Source organism: Plantibacter sp. MMLR14_011, from assembly GCF_001865025.1.
Taxonomy (GTDB): Bacteria; Actinomycetota; Actinomycetes; order Actinomycetales; family Microbacteriaceae; genus Plantibacter; species Plantibacter flavus_A.
The window spans coordinates 36,821-52,496 of the sequence record NZ_MJGW01000001.1; the positions used below are offsets into that span (position 1 = coordinate 36,821).

The 15,676-nt window shown below is 66.8% G+C and carries 19 protein-coding genes and 1 pseudogene; 11 read left to right on the forward strand and 9 right to left on the reverse strand.

The window, feature by feature from the left end:
- Positions 1–110 precede the first annotated feature (110 nt).
- Positions 111–590: a GNAT family N-acetyltransferase gene (locus tag BIU99_RS00190; RefSeq protein ID WP_071258478.1), complete on the forward strand. Its 480-nt coding sequence runs from the start codon at positions 111–113 to the stop codon at positions 588–590.
- A 9-nt stretch (positions 591–599) separates the two neighbouring features.
- A complete protein-coding gene (locus BIU99_RS00195) occupies positions 600–959 on the forward strand; it encodes a hypothetical protein (protein WP_071258480.1) in 360 nt (119 codons plus the stop codon).
- A 116-nt stretch (positions 960–1,075) separates the two neighbouring features.
- Here the strand turns inward: BIU99_RS00195 and BIU99_RS00200 are convergent, their stop codons facing one another.
- From BIU99_RS00200 to BIU99_RS00215, 4 genes are all read right to left on the reverse strand, one after another.
- The gene (locus BIU99_RS00200) at positions 1,076–1,756 is read right to left on the reverse strand and encodes an NADPH-dependent F420 reductase (protein WP_371263727.1); all 681 of its coding nucleotides are present in this window, start codon (positions 1,754–1,756) and stop codon (positions 1,076–1,078) included.
- A 77-nt stretch (positions 1,757–1,833) separates the two neighbouring features.
- Entirely contained in the window at positions 1,834–2,421 is a 588-nt protein-coding gene (locus BIU99_RS00205) for a TetR/AcrR family transcriptional regulator (RefSeq protein WP_071258487.1), read from the reverse strand.
- A 4-nt stretch (positions 2,422–2,425) separates the two neighbouring features.
- On the reverse strand, positions 2,426–3,259 hold the full coding sequence (locus tag BIU99_RS00210) for a CPBP family intramembrane glutamic endopeptidase (RefSeq protein WP_083397092.1): 834 nt from the start codon (positions 3,257–3,259) through the stop codon (positions 2,426–2,428).
- Between the two features lie 187 nt (positions 3,260–3,446).
- The gene (locus BIU99_RS00215) at positions 3,447–4,556 is read right to left on the reverse strand and encodes a DNA alkylation repair protein (protein WP_071258493.1); all 1,110 of its coding nucleotides are present in this window, start codon (positions 4,554–4,556) and stop codon (positions 3,447–3,449) included.
- A 341-nt stretch (positions 4,557–4,897) separates the two neighbouring features.
- Here BIU99_RS00215 and BIU99_RS00220 point away from each other — a divergent pair, with 341 nt between their 5' ends.
- Together BIU99_RS00220 and BIU99_RS00225 are read left to right on the forward strand one after the other, a co-directional pair.
- A complete protein-coding gene (locus BIU99_RS00220) occupies positions 4,898–5,425 on the forward strand; it encodes a hypothetical protein (protein ID WP_071258496.1) in 528 nt (175 codons plus the stop codon).
- A 263-nt stretch (positions 5,426–5,688) separates the two neighbouring features.
- Complete coding sequence (locus BIU99_RS00225; protein WP_071258498.1) at positions 5,689–6,540, forward strand: SDR family oxidoreductase; 852 nt, start codon at positions 5,689–5,691, stop codon at positions 6,538–6,540.
- A gap of 53 nt (positions 6,541–6,593) precedes the next feature.
- On the opposite strand, the gene BIU99_RS19835 is transcribed toward BIU99_RS00225, so the two are convergent.
- Entirely contained in the window at positions 6,594–6,734 is a 141-nt protein-coding gene (locus BIU99_RS19835; protein ID WP_175484322.1) for a hypothetical protein, read from the reverse strand.
- 151 nt (positions 6,735–6,885) lie between these two features.
- Between BIU99_RS19835 and BIU99_RS00235 the strand changes: the two genes are divergently transcribed.
- On the forward strand, positions 6,886–7,458 hold the full coding sequence (locus BIU99_RS00235) for an OsmC family protein (RefSeq protein ID WP_083397093.1): 573 nt from the start codon (positions 6,886–6,888) through the stop codon (positions 7,456–7,458).
- A gap of 6 nt (positions 7,459–7,464) precedes the next feature.
- On the opposite strand, the gene BIU99_RS00240 is transcribed toward BIU99_RS00235, so the two are convergent.
- The 3 genes from BIU99_RS00240 to BIU99_RS00250 all read right to left on the reverse strand — a co-directional run bounded on the left by BIU99_RS00240 (position 7,465) and on the right by BIU99_RS00250 (position 9,420).
- A complete protein-coding gene (locus BIU99_RS00240; protein WP_071258502.1) occupies positions 7,465–8,712 on the reverse strand; it encodes a type II toxin-antitoxin system HipA family toxin in 1,248 nt (415 codons plus the stop codon).
- Positions 8,709–9,005 carry a helix-turn-helix domain-containing protein gene (locus BIU99_RS19215; protein WP_079003393.1) on the reverse strand — a complete coding sequence of 99 codons (297 nt, stop codon included), beginning with the start codon at positions 9,003–9,005 and terminating at the stop codon, positions 8,709–8,711. The genes BIU99_RS00240 and BIU99_RS19215 overlap by 4 nt, the downstream gene beginning before the upstream one ends.
- Positions 9,006–9,129: 124 nt before the next feature.
- Positions 9,130–9,420 carry an NAD(P)-binding domain-containing protein gene (locus tag BIU99_RS00250; protein WP_071258507.1) on the reverse strand — a complete coding sequence of 97 codons (291 nt, stop codon included), beginning with the start codon at positions 9,418–9,420 and terminating at the stop codon, positions 9,130–9,132.
- A 292-nt stretch (positions 9,421–9,712) separates the two neighbouring features.
- On the opposite strand from BIU99_RS00250, the gene BIU99_RS00255 reads away from it, so the two are divergent.
- The gene (locus BIU99_RS00255) at positions 9,713–9,916 is read left to right on the forward strand and encodes a hypothetical protein (RefSeq protein WP_139205285.1); all 204 of its coding nucleotides are present in this window, start codon (positions 9,713–9,715) and stop codon (positions 9,914–9,916) included.
- A gap of 211 nt (positions 9,917–10,127) precedes the next feature.
- On the opposite strand, the gene BIU99_RS00260 is transcribed toward BIU99_RS00255, so the two are convergent.
- Positions 10,128–10,835 carry an MmpS family transport accessory protein gene (locus tag BIU99_RS00260; protein WP_083397095.1) on the reverse strand — a complete coding sequence of 236 codons (708 nt, stop codon included), beginning with the start codon at positions 10,833–10,835 and terminating at the stop codon, positions 10,128–10,130.
- Between the two features lie 168 nt (positions 10,836–11,003).
- Between BIU99_RS00260 and BIU99_RS00265 the strand changes: the two genes are divergently transcribed.
- The 5 genes and pseudogenes from BIU99_RS00265 to BIU99_RS20375 form a co-directional block, all read left to right on the forward strand.
- Positions 11,004–11,582 (forward strand): suppressor of fused domain protein, encoded by a 579-nt coding sequence (locus BIU99_RS00265; protein WP_071258513.1) that lies wholly within the window; start codon positions 11,004–11,006, stop codon positions 11,580–11,582.
- Positions 11,583–11,621: 39 nt separating this feature from the next.
- Entirely contained in the window at positions 11,622–11,942 is a 321-nt protein-coding gene (locus BIU99_RS00270; protein WP_071258516.1) for a nucleotide pyrophosphohydrolase, read from the forward strand.
- Positions 11,929–13,755 (forward strand): DUF2075 domain-containing protein, encoded by a 1,827-nt coding sequence (locus BIU99_RS00275; protein WP_071258519.1) that lies wholly within the window; start codon positions 11,929–11,931, stop codon positions 13,753–13,755. The genes BIU99_RS00270 and BIU99_RS00275 overlap by 14 nt, the downstream gene beginning before the upstream one ends.
- A 506-nt stretch (positions 13,756–14,261) precedes the next feature.
- On the forward strand, positions 14,262–14,936 hold the full coding sequence (locus tag BIU99_RS19565; protein ID WP_139205286.1) for a hypothetical protein: 675 nt from the start codon (positions 14,262–14,264) through the stop codon (positions 14,934–14,936).
- A 292-nt stretch (positions 14,937–15,228) separates the two neighbouring features.
- Positions 15,229–15,612: pseudogene (locus BIU99_RS20375) on the forward strand (Swt1 family HEPN domain-containing protein); the annotation flags it as partial.
- Positions 15,613–15,676 lie beyond the last annotated feature (64 nt).

A 15,676-nucleotide genomic window follows, 5' to 3' on the forward strand; every position in this document is an offset into this window, starting at 1 on the left:
CAACAGCGATCGCGACCCCCAGCGCGCGTCGAACCGCAGGGGTTGGAGAGCTTCGCGGGTACATGCGGGCAGCCTACGCAGGACCCGCCGGCCCGTGGCACACTCGACCCATGGAACCCGAGGTCGTGATCCGCGTCGCCACGCCGGCCGACGCCGCCGGGCTCGCCGAGCTGAAGCTGCTGATGTCGCCTCCCGCCGCCCCGCTCGCCGACTGGGAACGAGCGCTCTTCGCCCACGACCTCGTCTCATGGATCGCGGTCGACCCCGATTCCCGGGTGTGCCTGGTCGCCGAGGTCGACGATCAGCTCGTCGGGATGGCATGGCTGGTCGTGTTCTCCCGCGCCCCCAACATCGGGGCCCTCCGTCGGCTGACCGGCGACGTGCAGAGCGTGTTCGTCCGCCCGGAGTTCCGGGGTCGCGGCATCGCCGGTCGCCTGATCGACGGACTGCTCGATGCCGCACGCGCTCGCGACATCGGCCGGGTCTCCGTCAGCGCGAACGAGGGCGCCGCGCCGGGCTACCTCCGTGCCGGGTTCGAGCGGGCACCACTGCTCCTCGAGTGGCGGGCCGAGTCGGACGGATCCCGCTAACCTCCAACGGTGGCTCAAGAACTGATCTGGTTGACCCTGCTGGCGCTCGCGGTCGTGGTGGTCCTCGCCGGATGGATGAAATACCTCCGCAAGCCGGCCTGGTCGGGCCGGGCGTTCGCCGTCCTCGTCCTGACGAACCTGCCGACCCTCGGACTCCTCGTGGTCGGTGCACTCGCGGTCGTCGAGCAGTGGCCGATCCTCCCTGCAATCGCTCCGCTCCTGCTGTTCGTCGGGGCTCTGCTCCAGGTCGTCCATGCGACCGAGGACGCTCGCAAGCTCGGCGTCAGGGAACGCGACGCTCTCGCCCTGTCCGGCTGGATCGCCGTGCTCTTCGGGGCCGGCTGGGCGGCGGTCGACGCGCTCATCTGACGGGACGCGCTCACTCGACGGTCGTTCGCCCACTCCCCGAGAACGACGAATCGCCCTGATCCGCGAGCCGAGCGGTGGCTCGGTGCGGTCCAGGGCGATTCGCGATGCGGCGTGACCTACATGTCGCGGTAGCGCTTGGCCTCGGCGACGAGTTCGCGCAGCTTGTCGGCGTCGACGTCCGGGCCGTAGCCGGGGGTGTCGCGCTGGATGCGCCATCCCTCGGAGAGCGCGCCGATGTCGAGGGGCTCGAACCCGAAGGAGTCGATGAGTGCGGCGACGGTGGCCTTCGCGTCGGCGTCGTCACCGGCGATGACGAGGGCCCGGCGGTTCGGGGTGCCGGACGGCTTGCCCTTGGTGGTGAGGTCGGCGGCGTAGATGTGGTTGAACGCCTTCACGACCTTCGACTCCGGCAGGTGCGCCTGCAGCATCTCGGCCGTGGTGGTGGTCTCCTCGTCGAGCTCGGCGATGTGGCCGTCGCGCTCGGGGTAGTAGTTGTTCGTGTCGATGACGACCTTGCCCGTGAGCGGTGCGACGGGGACGGTGTCGATCGCGTGCAGCGGGATGGTGACGATGACGATGTCGCCGCGCTCGGCCGCGTCGAGGGCGGTGCCGGCGGTGGCGTGCTCGCCGAGCTCCGAGACGAGGTCGGTGAGCGTCTCCGGTCCGCGCGAGTTGGACACGATGACGTCGTGACCCTGCGCCACCGTGAGGCGTGCGAGCTGAGAGCCGATGTTTCCTGAACCGATGATTCCGATGGTTGTCATGTTCAGGGGAACGGCGCGTGTGGGGTCGGGCATTCCTGCTCCTGGCGATTCTCAGCGGACGTTCAACCGCGATTCCCGAGCTGCGTCCCAGTACCGTGCCGTGCGTCTGGTCAGTCCGGAGCCGCGACGCCGAGGAGAGCGCCGATCGCCACGTCGAGTCGGGCGCGGACCTCGTCCTCCGGCTCGGGGGCGTAGGTGAGCTGGGAGGCGACGCCGCCCGCGAGCGCCCAGACGGCCCAGGCGGCGGTGTCGGGATCGACCCACGCGGGGATCTCGCCCTCAGCACGCCCGCGTGCCACGAGCGAGGCGATGAGCCCGCGGAGTCGGGCGTCGCTCTCGGCGATGGCGTCAGCGATGTCCTGGTCGACCAGCGCGACCTGCGCGAACACCTCGCCCTGGCGGTGTGCGGCTCGGCGTGGTCCGTCGAGGGGGAGGACGCCGATGAACAGGTCGACGAGCCACCCGCGCAGGTTCGGGCGGCCCGGTTCGCCGGGTGGCAGGGGTGCCGAGGTGTCGCGGAGTCGGGTGAACGCCGCCGCCACCATCCGCTGCTTGCTCGGGAACGCCTTCTGCACGGAACCGAGCGAGCAGTCGTCCTCACTCGCGACGGCGCGGAACGACAGTGCGCCCAGGCCGGACCGCGCGACGATCCGCAGCGCCGCATCGGCGAGTTGGGTTTGGCGCTCGGTCAGGTCCACGTTCTCAGGGTAGGGCTGGGGCGTCGGTCGTCGCTGCGCCGTCCGGCCGCGAGGGCGTTCGGCGCCCGAGGAGCGCCGCGTAGCCGACCATGACGACGCAGGCCGCGCCGAGTCCGATGAGTGACCGGCTGTCGGTCGCGTCGCCGCCGATGAAGCTGACGAAGTTCCAAGCGGCGTGCCAGGCGATCGCGGGCCAGAGGCTGCCGGTGAGCACGAGGAGTTGGGCGGCGACGAGGCCGAATAGGGCTGCGAACGCCACCTGCAGAATGGAGGATCCGACGTCCGCACCTCCCGCGAGGTTCGCCAGGTGCAGGACACCGAAGAGGACGGAACTGCCGACGACAGCAGTGCGGGTGCTGCGTGCGTGGAGGATCGCGAACACGATGCCGCGGAACCAGGTCTCCTCGTTCAGCGCGACGGCGGCGACGAGGACCCCATACGCCGCGATGGTCGGTGCGTCGACCCGGATGCCTTGGGCGCCGAGGATGATCAGGACGGTGGCTGCCGCCGGGACGAACCAGAGTGCGGCGCGCGCTCGCCGCGGACGCCGGAAGCCGTAGTCGCGGACTCGAGGCGGCGACAGGCGCATGACGACCAGGCCGAGGATCGCGGAGACGGCGGCCCCGTCGGCGAGCGTGAGGGCTGCTCCGGCCTCGCTCGCCCCGGAGAGTTGCGCTGCTGCTGACGCGCCGGCCGTGAACACCACGGGGACGAGCGCGAGGGCGATGGCGGCGAGCCACGGCGCGCGCACGCGCCAGCTCGCGGCGGGGTGATCCCAAGGCGGTCCTTGCTCGGGGGAGGGGGTCGGTGCCGCGGCAGGGACGGGGAGAGAAGGCATGCCCCAAAGAATACATGTGTATTCCGAGCGGTGTGACCGCCGGATGCGGTCAAGTACGGAGCGGCCCGCCCAGGCCGTCACCGAGCGCCCTCCTCGGTCTCTGAGCACCCTCCTCGGTCACTGAGCTTGTCGAAGTGCGCCCTTCGACCGGCTCAGGGACCGGGGCTTGGCCGTGGTGCCGCTCGCCTCACTCCACCGGCGGCAGCAGCTCGAACGCCAGCGGTTCGGTCGCGACCCCGTTCACCTGCAGCGCGATCCCGTGCGCACCCGGGTGGTAGCGGCGGGTGGTGATCGCGCGGAACGAGTGCTCCCGCGTGAGGAGGATGTGCTCGCCGGGGGCCAGCTCGGTCGTCGTCAGCTTGAACGTCTTCGTCGTCTGCGAGCCGTTCGCCTTCTGGTGGTGGACGACGTAGTCGATCGCCAAGCGGGCCGTGTCGGTACCGGTGTTGCGGACGGTCGCGACGAATCGGACCGTTCCGCCGAACGGGATGTGGGCGCTGTCGACCGCGAAGCCCTCGACCTCCGTCGTCGCCGCGCCGAAGCCGAGGGCCGCGAGGGCACCCGGGTTGCCGCGCTTCACGAGGGTGCGCAGTGCGTGGCGGACGAGCGCCGGGGTGTTGGCGTCGGGGTCGGTGAGCCAACGGTCGGCAGTTGCGACGACGAGGTCGGGGTCGTCGCGACTGAGGTCGTTGAGGTGGTTGGCGACGGAGCGGCGTACGTATTCGCTCGGGTCGCTGTAGAGGGCGTCGAGGATCGGGACGGTGACGCCCGGGTTCGCGACGATCTCCCGCACGCGCACCGCCCACGGCAGATAGGGGCGGGTTCCTTCGCTGGCGAGGCGGCGGATGTGCTCGTTGTCGGAGGCGGTCCAGTCGAGGATGATGGCGAGCGCGCGGTCGAGATCGTGGCGCAGGAGGGTGCGGATGGCGAACTCGGCGCTGAGGCGCTCGGTGAGTTCGGCGAGGAGTCGCATCGCGTCGTCGAAGGCGTCGGCGGTGCCCTCGTCGACCGCGCGGGCTGCGACGGCGCTCGTCACCGGCCAGATCAGCCAGCCGGTGAACGCGGGGTTCGATGCGTGGGCGGTGCGGATGATGCCGGCGAGCGTCGCGTAGTCGCCCGGGACGTCCTCGAGCAGGGCGTCGCGCAGGAGGTCCGCGCGTTCGCGGAGGGCGAGGCCGTCGAGTCGCTCGGCAGCGTGGGCCGTGGCGTCGAACGGGTTGCCCGGCGCGGTCTCCTGGAGCGAGCGGGTGAGGGTGCGGGCGACGGCGGTGCCGAGGAGCTCGTCTGCGAAGGGCATATGGCGATCATGGCGTGTGCCGCTGACAGGTGGGGTGCCGAGGCTGGGTTGAGTCGCCCGGAAATGTTCCGATTTCGCGCTATCTGCGACAGATCTGGGCGACTCAAGGCGCTTGGGCGTCGCCACCTGCGCTGAGTCGCCCGAATGTGTTCGAAACTCGCCCGATTCGGGACAGATGCAGGCAACTCAAGGTGACTGGGTGTGCCGCCCCTGGAGTCAGTCTGGGCTGTGCTGAGTTGCCCGGAACTGTTCCGATATCGCCCGTTTTCCGACACATCCGGGCAACTCAGCGCGACGGGGCGTTCCGCCTCCGTTCACCCTGTCGCGATAGCCTGGCGCGCATGACTGCATCGCTGACTGCCCTGGCCGAAGAACTCACGCGTCGGGGCCTCGTCGTCTCGCCGGAGATCGAGGACACCTTCGTCTACGGGCTCGCCCGCTTCGACGCGATCGACGCCGAGGTCATGCTCAACGTCGACCCCGAGCCCGAGGAGCAGGAGGGCGAGCCGGAGCCGGCGGCGCTCGCCGACTTGGCGCAGCGGGTCCTGTCGACGCCTGTGGCGGAGTGGAAGGTGCTGCTCGACCGGGTGGCGTCAGAGATCGAGGAAGCCGTCGAGTCGGACGAGGTCATCGAGACCGCCGACCTGCGTGACGACCTCGTGCTGCGCTCGGTGATCGTCTTCATCGACGCGGTGCTGCTCTCGTTCGACGCGCCGAAGCAGTTCCCCGACAGCTCGGTGCTCGTGCAGCTCGACGCCGATCTCGCGTTCGAGGCCGTCGAGGTCGAGCCCGACGAGGACGACGAAGAGGGCGTCGAGTCGATCAAGTTCTCGACCGTCGAGGAGCTCGTGCGCCGCCTCTCGATGTAAATGCGGCCGTCGAGTGCTGATCACGAGTCGCCAAGGTTCAGGGGCTGCACACATCCCTCCGGTGGCCCAGGGTGACGACCACCAGCATCATGGATCGCCCCAGAGCGTCGACGGGGCTCACGATCGGCGAGCCGCCCGCGGACGCAGTGGTCGAGGCGTCTCTGCCGGACCCCGCCCAGTCGGGTCACCGGGCCAGCCGACGGGGCGGTAGCCTGCGAGAGCGGCGTCGTCTCCGGAGCGCCGACCCTCGAAAGGACGCCGACATGACCGCTTCCTCCACCCTCGCCGTCACGGGAGCGACCGGTGTCGTCGGCGGCCTCGTCGCTGCCGACCTGGCCGCACGCGGAATTCCGCAGCGACTGCTCGTCCGCACGCCGACCAAGGCGCCGCAGCTCGCCGGGTCGACGGTGCACCCGGTCGAGTACGGCGACCGCGATGCGGCCCGTGCCGCCCTCGAGGGGGTGGAGACGCTGTTCATGGTGTCCGCGGCGGAGAATGCGGATCGCCTCGACCAGCACCGCACCTTCATCGACGCTGCAGCCGAGGCAGGTGTGGAGCACGTCGTCTACACCTCGTTCGTCGCTGCGGCTCCCGACGCGGTGTTCACGCTCGCGCGCGACCACTTCGCGACGGAGGAGCACCTCAGAGCCTCCGGTATGCGGTGGACGTTCCTGCGCGACAGCTTCTACATCGACTTCATGGAGGCGCTCGTGGGGGAGGACGGCGCGATCCGTGGTCCTGCCGGCGACGGGCGTGTCGCGGTCGTGGCGCGAGTCGACGTCGCCAGAACCGCCGCGACCATCCTCGCCGCACCGGCCGAGCATGCCGGTCGCACCTACGAACTCACGGGACCGGAGGCGCTCAGCCTCACCGAGGTCGCGGCGATCATCACGGCCGTCCGTGGTACGCAGGTCTCCTTCGTGGACGAGACCCTCGACGAGGCCTATGCGTCGCGGGCCGACTATGGCGCGCCTGGCTGGCAGGTGGACGCCTGGGTGAGCACCTACACCGCGATCGCGAGTGGCGACATGGCCGCCGTCAGTCGCGATGTCGAGGCGATCGCGGGCACGCCGCCGCGCTCCCTCGAGGCCTTCTTGCGCGACACCCCGCGCTGACGGCGGCAGACCGCATCAGACCACGGACGGTTCTCGTGCGTCCGACGGATTGACTACTGCGTGTCCTCGGGGCCGTTGTCGAACGGGCGGGTGAACACGTTCTCGCTGAGACGGATCCAGCCGTCGGCGGGGTCGAGCTCGGTGTCCGCGACGTCGTCCGACAGCGGACGGAACTCGTTGAGGCTGTCGCTCACGCTGAAGCTGCGCGCAGAGCAGCTGAACGCGCCGCCGTTCGGGCCGGTGCTGGCATTGAGACCCGTGCTGCAAGACCTCCCCGAGCCGCCCGATGACGACTTGTGACGCGTACCGCTGGCGTGGTCGCCGCCGATGGGCTGAGCTGTCCGCATGACTCTCCTCACCGACAACGCCCCCACAGCCCCCGCCGTCCCGGCCGCCTCGGCCGCCGAGCGAGCGGACCGACTCAACGCCGCCGGCGCCTCATGGTCCGAGCGCATCGCGTCCGCGCCGTCGAGTGCCGCGCTCACCTACCGGGTGTCCGGTTCCGGCGAGGGCTCCGTCGCGAGCGCGATCGCCGCCGGCAAGCACCGCTTCATCGTGGATGAGCCCGCGGCGCTCGCCGGAGACGATGTCGCTGCCAGCCCGGTGGAGTTCGCGCTCGGTGCGCTCATCTCATGCCAGATCGTGGTGTACCGCCTGTATGCGAACGCGCTCGGCATCCAGCTCGACGACATCAGCATCGACGCCGAGGGTGACCTCGATGTGCGCAACCTCTTCGGCATCACCGACGAGGTCCGTCCCGGCTTCTCGACGATCCGGCTCGACATCCGTCTCACCGGCCCCGAGACCGACGATCGCTACCAGGAGCTCCGTGCAGCGGTCGACGCGCACTGCCCCGTCCTCGACCTGTTCCAGAACCCGACGCCCGTGGAGGTCGTGGTCACGAAGGTGGGAGGCTGAGTCACATCACACAGACCGAAGCGACTGCAGGCCGGTCGAGAACGAGTCCTCGAATCGACCGAACTCGGCCGTGGTGATGTCGTTCCGCCGCGCCGCGTCGCGCCAATCCGCGATCGCCTCAGCCACCTCGTTGCGTATGGTGCGTGCTTCGTCCGGAGAGAGTCGGCACAACCGGGCGAGTTCCTTGAGCCCCTCGGCTTGGTCGGCGGGGAGGTCCGCGCCGGCTATCGCCGTCTGCCGCATTTCTGGATTCGGGTTCGGGTTCACGTCGAATGCGGGGCTGAGTGACCATCCGCCACGGCCATGCAGGAAGCCGTGATTGCGCAGGTGATCGTCCGTGTTGTTCAGTCCGACGCTGATTGCGACGCGGCGGAACAGCTCGCGCGCGTCTGCGGAGGCCTGCGCGCTGACCTCCGCGAGGCGATCCGCGATGTCCGAGTAGTCCGATTGGTCTCCGTCATGCAATTCCAGCACCGTCATCGCGCTCATGTAGCCGATGCGCGCGGGATCGCGGTCGAATCGGTCGAGAAGGAGCACATGGCGGCCCTCCACGCGGATGAGACGGCGTCGTGGAACACGCACTCCGGCTGCCTCTGCGAGGTCCAGAGCGGTCGCCTCCCACGCCATGACGTCCCATTCGTCATGCTGGTGGGGGAACTTCGCGATCATCTGCCGGCCGGTGTCGTCGAGCACCGCTGACTTCGGTCGAGCTCCGCCCAGGGACCCGGTTCCTGCCGCGAGCAGCGCTTTCACGGCTTCGAAATCGTCGGCCTCGGTCGTGTTCGCGGCCGCATCGGCGGCACGAAGCAGCTCAGGCAGGCGGATGAGACGCGGCACCTCGTGTCCGGCGCTGAGGAACTCAGGGCGGTCTCCAGTGGTCGCCCGGAACCGCAGAGCGCCCTGCCGAGTCTGGTCGCTCACCTCTGTGAGGAAGTCGGCATCGTCGAACTCGCGTGGTCTGCGATTCTCCACGCGTGCACGCGCCCGTTCGCGCTTCTTGATGAGATTGCGGCCCCAGCGGTCGGGTGCCGCGTCCGCGAACGCTCCCGGCAACCCGCGCGTTTGTTGTGTTCCTGACACCATCCGCAGTGCGGGGTCGAGCTCGTATGCGGTCGGGTTCTCGAGGTAGGTCGTGTCGTACTGGAATGTGGTCGATGTGAGCGTGCCGCGGCTTCGATGGAACTGGGCACGTCCTGCCAGGAGGGTCGTTCCTGAGATATCGACATGCACTTCTACGGAGTCGTAGAGCGTCATCGAACGCGCTTCCGCTCGAGCTGGCTCGCGCGAGCGCGGCCGAGATCGGTATCGAGGGGGTCGAGCGAGTGGGTCAGTGTGTCGAGCACGCCGAGGGCGCGTGCGACGCGCAGCACGACATGGAAGCTGACTCCAGGGTCTCCGTGTTCAAGCTTGCGGAGTGTGTCTCGAGTGATGTCGGCGCGGTCTGCGACCTGCGCGGCAGTGAGCCCGAGGATCTTTCGCCAGCCCGCGAAGTCCAGCCCGACCTCGCGAGCGGCGCGCAGTACCGCGGCGGGATGGTCCTGTGGCACGAGAGACTCCAATAAAGACGACTGATGTCGCCAGTATAGCGTTTTATGGCGAATATACTCGTCATTGTCATGAGTGCGGCTACGGGCTACCGACGAAGGCCTTCCCATCGTCCGCGACCGATTCCTACGCGGGGAGGTGCGCTTGCAGCATCTCGGCCGTAGTGGTGGTCTCCTCGTCGAGCTCGGCGATGTGGCCGTCGCGTTCGGGGAAGTGGTTGTTCGCGTCGATGACGCCCCTGCTCGCGAGTGGCTCGACGGGGACGGTGTCGATCGCGTACAGCGGGATGGTCACGATCACGATGTCGCCGCGCTCGGCCGAGTCGAGGGCGGTGCCGGCGGTGGCGTGCTCGCCGAGCTCCGAGACGAGGCCGGCGAGCGTCTCCGGAAGCCGGTACCGGTCCCTGAGCTTGTCCAAGGGCGGCCCGCTCACACCCTCTGCCGGTCCTTGACCCTTCGGTCCCTGAGCCTGTCGAAGGGCTGACCGGGACTCGAGATGCGCTCGGTCCGGGCCCATCGCCCGGCCGCTGCGGTACTGATGGTGCTCTCCGCCGCACCCTCCCGGGCCGTCGTTTGACATCGCTCGGCGTTCGTCGCGGCCAGAGCGATTCACTGAGCCGACAGGGTCATTTTGACTAGGTGAGAGAAGGTTTGGAAGAACGCTCTCGTCGCGGCACACTGGCCCGATCGTCATGACCGATTGGAGAACCATGCCCCACGCTGTCACGGAGCATTCGACGCCTCACGTCAGTACCCCTGTGCGTCGATTGCGGCTCAGAAAGCGCGAGATCCTCCTGTTGATCGGTGCAGGTGTCATCGACATCGTCAGCCGTACCGTGCTGGCGCGCCTGACGATTGATCTTGCGCCACAGCTGGTCGCGCTCTTCATCAGCTTCGTGATGCACGGATTCTGACTCTGTGCAGTGATGCGCCGAACCGTTCGCTATTGGCGGCTACTCCCACACGGTGATCGCGACATCGGCTGACGTCGCGTCGAATTGCGTGACCGTCACCGCTGCGTAGCGACCCGTTTGCAGTCACGGACGCGCGGTGGGTTCGGTTGCTCAGTTTCCAGGGGTCGCGGCCAACATCGCAGCCGGACCGTGCTGCGAGACCCCGATGTCCCTACTTGTTTTCCGACACCCCATCGGCACCCGATGCGGAGCACGACACCGTCGCATACGCGCCCGTCGACGTCTGCTCGGCGACCACGTCGCCGTCGACGGTGATCTTGCAGCTGACCGAACCGGTGTCCTCGGCTCCGTTCTGCGCCTGGAGCGAGTAGGAGGCGAAGTCGTACTGCTGGCCGGCCTTCACGGTCAGCTCCTTGATGAAGGGGAGCGCCTGACCGGAGGACTGCTCGGTGCTGCTGCTGCCGGCCGAGTAGGTGGAGTAGGTGATGGAGGCGTCGGTCGCGGTGCCGTTGACCTCGTAGACGATCGAGATCTCCTTGTTCGCGGCTTCGGATGACTTCGCTTCGGCGGTCTTGACCGCGTCGCTGATGAGTCCGGCGAACCCGGCCGTGTAGGTGATCGCGAGGATGACGCTCAGGACGATCGCGATGGCCGAGATGATCGTTCCGGCGACGGCGAAGCCCTTCGTGCGGTTCTTGAGGCACAGCGCGATGATGCCGAGCACGAGGCCGACGAGTCCGACGAACCCGGCGACGTAGTTCAGGATCGGGATGAACGCACCGATGAGCGCGAACCCACCGACGATGAGGGCGGCGATGCCGAGTCCGTTGCCGCGCTTGCCGGTCTTCACCGGAGCCGGGCCGGGCACCGGCAGCGGGTAGGGCTGGTTCTGGGCGGGCGGCTGATTCGAATACGACATGCGCGTGGTGCCTCTCTGCTGCGTTGGTTCCACCGTACCGAGGGCAGGCGTTCAGGGGCAGGGGTGGACGGAACGCCGGTGACGGCGGTGTCGTGCCGGTGAAGCTCGGCGAGGGCTCTGCTTCGCGACGGTCTGCCGGACGTCCGCACGCTTCGTTAGGCTCGGCCCATGAGCAGCGATGTCCCACTCATTCCGGGCGAAGACGCCTTCCCGCTCCACATCTTCGACGCCCTCGGCTTGGACCCGGTGGTGTTCAAGGACCGCATCGGCGGGTCGGTGATGGTGATCGAGAAGCGCCCGGAGGACGGGCCGGTGACGATCCTCACCTCAGGGGTGTCACGGCTTGCGACCGACTCCGGCAAACGGATCGAGCTCGCTGTCGAGGTCGTCGACGGTCAGCAGGGTGCGGCGATGGTCGCGCTGCGCATCGTCATCAACGAGATCGCGACCAACCGCAGGGTGCCACCGGTGCTCGCGCCGTGGCGCAACGGGACGCCGTTCCTCACCGGGACGGCGATCTCCGCGCTCCTGGTGACGCCGTCGCGCTGGGGAGCGTCGTTCGACGAGGTCCGGAACGAGGCCGGCCAAGTGGTCGGACATGTGCGGACGCTGCGGCTACTCACGGACGGCGAGGCCGCGGTTGCGGGCGAGCGTGGGTGGGATGCGCTCGTTGCCGAGGTCGGGTCGGTGGATGCGCTGTTGGATGTGGAGCGAGCGGAGCCGTTCGACGATTCGGGCGCGCAATAGCCAACCGCTCGCATTGATCGCCGCTGGTAGATTGACCGAATGGCGGACCCCTCACTGCGCGACGAGCTCGCCGATTTCGTAGCCGAACGTGATTGGGCACAGTTTCATACGCCGGAGAACCTTGCGAAGAGCATCTCCATCGAGGCGGCCGAGCTCCTCGAGTGCTTCCAGTGGGGACCGGATGCCGACACCGGTCGCGTGCGCGATGAATTGGCCGATGTCCTCACCTATTGCCTGTTGTTGACGGATCGGCTCGGTCTCGATGCGGAGACGATCGTCCGCGACAAGCTCGCACGGACGCGGGAGAAATACCCGGTGGAGAAGGCGCGGGGGCGGTCTGTGAAGTATGACGAACTTTGAGATCACGAGTCTCGACTTCACATCGACCGAGGTAAAGCTCTGGGCGGCGGGTGATCGCCGATTCAGCGATTGGCCGGTCGTGTATCTGTTGGATGGGCCGGTCGGATCGTCCAACGTTCCTTCGGCCCCGCGACGGAAGCGGGCCGGAGTCGCCGCCGAGCGTGATGTCTACGTTGGTGAGTCCCTCAACGTCGCTGCGCGCATGCGTCAGCACTTCGAGTCCACAGCGAAGGAACATCTCACCGGTCTTCGTGTGATCGTGGATGAGACCTTCAACAAGTCGGTCTGTCTCGATCTCGAATCCTTCCTGATCCGCATGCTCGCCGGGGACGGCGCCTACCAGGTGCTCAATCGAAATGACGGCATCGTCGACGCCAACTATTTCGATCGCGACCGTTACCGCGAGTCCTTCGAGGACGTCTTCGATCGACTCAGGGCGGATGGTGTCTTCACTCGATCCCTTCCCGAGATCGAGAACAGCGACCTCTTCAAGCTGTCGCCGTTCAAAGCGCTCACACCTGATCAGACCATCGCTGTCGAAGGCGTCCTCGAGGGGCTCTTCGAAGACCTCACCCGGTCGCAACGAAGCACGACCGTCGTTCAGGGCGATCCCGGAACCGGCAAGACGGTCGTCGCGATCTACCTCCTGAAACTGATCGCTGACATCCGAGGCTCAGCTGCCCTCGACGAACCTGACGATGACACGCTCTTCTCGTCGTTCTTCACCGAGGGTCACCGTGAGCTGCTGCAGGGTTTCAAGGTCGGAATCGTCGTCCCACAGCAGTCATTGCGCGCTTCGATCAAGCAGGTGTTCCGCAAGACGCCTGGCCTGCACCCGGACATGGTGATGACCGCGTTCGATGTCGGGGCATCCGACGAAGAATTCGATCTCCTCGTCGTCGACGAGGCGCACCGCCTCAATCGGCGTGCGAACCAACCATCCGCGGCACAGAACAAGCAGTTCCGCGAGATCACGACCAAGTTGTTCGGCGCGGACGACAAGTCGAAGACGCAGCTCGACTGGATCATAGCGAAGAGCGCGCACCAGATCTTCCTGCTCGACGCCGGACAGAGTGTCCGTCCCGCGGATGTCCCCGCTGAGCACCTGCACCAGCTGGTCGCCAGAGCGCAGTCTGCTGATCGATACGCCGGCCTCGCCTCGCAGATGCGCGTGCGCGCGGGGTCGGGTTACGTGGACTACGTCCGGAACATCCTTGGAAACCAGGTAGAGATCGAGCTGGCACCGGACTTCGGCGAGTACGACCTCAGGTTGTTCGACGACCTCGCTGAGATGCGGGAGGAGATCCGCAAGCGGGACGCCGAGTTCGGGCTCGCGCGAATGGTCGCGGGCTACGCCTGGGAGTGGAAGACGAAGAACGACAAAGATGCCTACGACATCGTGATCGACGATGTCTCCATGCGATGGAACGGCACACAGACCGACTGGATCGCGTCGCCGAAGGCGCTCGAGGAGGTCGGCTCGATCCACACCGTTCAGGGATACGACCTGAACTACGCAGGAGTGATCATCGGACCAGACCTGCGGTACGACGCTGCGACGAACCGCATCGTCTTCCACCGAGAGTCCTACTTCGACAAGAAGGGCAAGGAGAACAACCCGGCTCTCGGCCTGACCTACTCGGACGACGATCTTCTGCGCTACGTCACGAACATCTACACGGTGTTGCTCACGCGCGGCATCCGGGGGACGTACGTGTACGTGAGTGATACTGCACTGAGGTCGCACTTGAGGCGTGCCCTGTCGTCAGGTGAAGATTTGCTTCGTCCTGACGGGATTCAAGAGACGCGCTAGCCGCTGGCCTGGCTGAGCAAGGTGCCATTCGACGCCGGGCCGCGATCGATCAGTCCATCATTTCGCCGTCTTTGCTGAGACACCTCGCTGTGCCTCAGATCCGCCTTTCGGCGTGACCCATTCGTTTCGTCGAGCGGCTCCTTGATACGACTGACGTCTTCATGTGCTTTAGTCATGTGTGGACGGGGGACGCAGTGGTTAGTCGGTATTGGTGGGTGAACCAAACGCATACGTTTGAAGCAGAGCGAGACCTGGGGCTCTTGTGGGCGCCCTTGAGACGAGGAGACGGGCGTCGCGTTTCCCACTGGGAGTCGCTGGCGGACGTTAGTGCCGGCGATGTTGTCTTCCACTACGCGAAGCAGCGCATCCAAGGAGTTAGTCGAGTTCGCACAGCGGCAATCGAAGCACAGCGGCCTTTCGAGACCGATTCTTGGCCTGATGCGGGCCGGAAGATCCCTGTTTCCTTCGAAGCCTCGGAGACACCCGTTCGGCTGGACGAGATTGACTTGCTCACTCGCCAGGCCGAGCGCCATCCAAACTCGCCGTTCCAAAAATCTGGCCGGGTCAACCAGGGCTACCTGTTTCGTCTTTCTGATGTCGCGGGTGCGGCGCTGCTCGACCTACTTGAACGCACAGCGCCCGGCCCAGATTGGCGCCAAGCATCGGAAAAAGCCACGAGCTTCGTCAAGAGAACGGGTAGCGATACGAAGGGCTCTCGGCCTCCGTATAGCGAACACGCCTGGACTGCCCCGTCGACTGACGATTTGATACTTTCCTCGAGTCGACCCCGGGGCGAGCTTGCCTACGACACCGAGCAGATCGTGACGCGCGAAGAGTTTCGTTTGCAAGTGGCCTTCTCGCATTGGTTGGAAGCAAACGAAACACCGCCGACCGACTTGACGCTCCGGACAGGCGCGACGGCTATCAAGCCGGACCACTACGTGAAGAGTCGTAAGTGGATCGTGGAGGCGAAAAAATCTGAGGCTCGCCCATACGTTCGGTTGGCCATCGGGCAAGTGCTCGACTACGTTGCGCTAGCGAAGACGCACAAGATCGAAGCCACACCTGTCATTCTTCTGCCTAGACGTCCCACCCCTGACCTGGTGGCTCTCCTTCGCGCGCATGGCATCCTGCTCGCTACGCCGAAGGCTCATGACGTTGTTGATTTCGTTGTTGAGTGATCGCTAGTCCGCCTCCCTGGGGCGACCGTCACAGTCCGCAGGTGCGGGGCATGTTCGGCTTGTGATGCCAGATCGACGGTGAGCGCGATGCGCCCATCGACCGGCATGACAGTCTGTTTGACGTTCCTCTGGCATCCTTCTGTGTCGTTGCCCGTCGTTAGGGTTCGTACAGGCGCGCGCGGCAGACTTCCTCAGGGCTGTTTTGGTAGCACCGCGCTGGCCTTCAACGCGCGATGGAACAGTTCAGTTGCAGCCGTCTGTCGGACCAGCCCGACCGCCAGGTATCACCCCGATGAAAGGCCCACACGTGGACGCTTCTGAACTCAACTCCTCCGTCGGCCAGGGGCTCGAGCAGCTTGGGTTGGGGCTCCGCCCCGTCGTCCAGGGTGCGTTCGCCGATGCGGTGCCCGGTGTCGAGTGGACTCGGATCATCGAGGAAAAGGACCGCGCGGCCGGGATCGGGCACGGGCGGTACTCGGCGACCGACGTTTCACTGATGCTTCGGGCGATGACTGAGCGGGTCGGTGAGCTGGGGTACCTGTTCGACCGCCTGCTGTCGCGGAGTGCTCGTGGGTATGCGAGTGAGCTTCGGGAGGTTCGGAACGCATGGGCTCACAACGCGGGATTCACGGAGCAGTCGGCGTACCGGGCGTTGGACTCGATGCAGTTGCTGTTGGAGAGCGTTGGGGCTGCGGAGCAGGCTGCGGTTGTGGGGGAGTTGAAGGGGCAGGTGTTGGGCC

Bases quoted from the DNA above. Each gene is read 5' to 3' on its own strand.
- BIU99_RS00275 (WP_071258519.1), top strand. From the start codon at position 11,929: ATGACGAACTTTGAGATCACGAGTCTCGACTTCACATCGACCGAGGTA.
- BIU99_RS00210 (WP_083397092.1), bottom strand. From the start codon at position 3,259: ATGCCTTCTCTCCCCGTCCCTGCCGCGGCACCGACCCCCTCCCCCGAG.
- BIU99_RS00240 (WP_071258502.1), bottom strand. From the start codon at position 8,712: ATGACGCTCTACGACTCCGTAGAAGTGCATGTCGATATCTCAGGAACG.
- BIU99_RS00200 (WP_371263727.1), bottom strand. From the start codon at position 1,756: ATGCCCGACCCCACACGCGCCGTTCCCCTGAACATGACAACCATCGGA.
- BIU99_RS00270 (WP_071258516.1), top strand. From the start codon at position 11,622: ATGGCGGACCCCTCACTGCGCGACGAGCTCGCCGATTTCGTAGCCGAA.
- BIU99_RS00190 (WP_071258478.1), top strand. From the start codon at position 111: ATGGAACCCGAGGTCGTGATCCGCGTCGCCACGCCGGCCGACGCCGCC.
- BIU99_RS00225 (WP_071258498.1), top strand. From the start codon at position 5,689: ATGACCGCTTCCTCCACCCTCGCCGTCACGGGAGCGACCGGTGTCGTC.
- BIU99_RS00220 (WP_071258496.1), top strand. From the start codon at position 4,898: ATGACTGCATCGCTGACTGCCCTGGCCGAAGAACTCACGCGTCGGGGC.
- BIU99_RS00255 (WP_139205285.1), top strand. From the start codon at position 9,713: ATGCCCCACGCTGTCACGGAGCATTCGACGCCTCACGTCAGTACCCCT.
- BIU99_RS00215 (WP_071258493.1), bottom strand. From the start codon at position 4,556: ATGCCCTTCGCAGACGAGCTCCTCGGCACCGCCGTCGCCCGCACCCTC.
- BIU99_RS00265 (WP_071258513.1), top strand. From the start codon at position 11,004: ATGAGCAGCGATGTCCCACTCATTCCGGGCGAAGACGCCTTCCCGCTC.
- BIU99_RS00260 (WP_083397095.1), bottom strand. From the start codon at position 10,835: ATGTCGTATTCGAATCAGCCGCCCGCCCAGAACCAGCCCTACCCGCTG.
- BIU99_RS00235 (WP_083397093.1), top strand. From the start codon at position 6,886: ATGACTCTCCTCACCGACAACGCCCCCACAGCCCCCGCCGTCCCGGCC.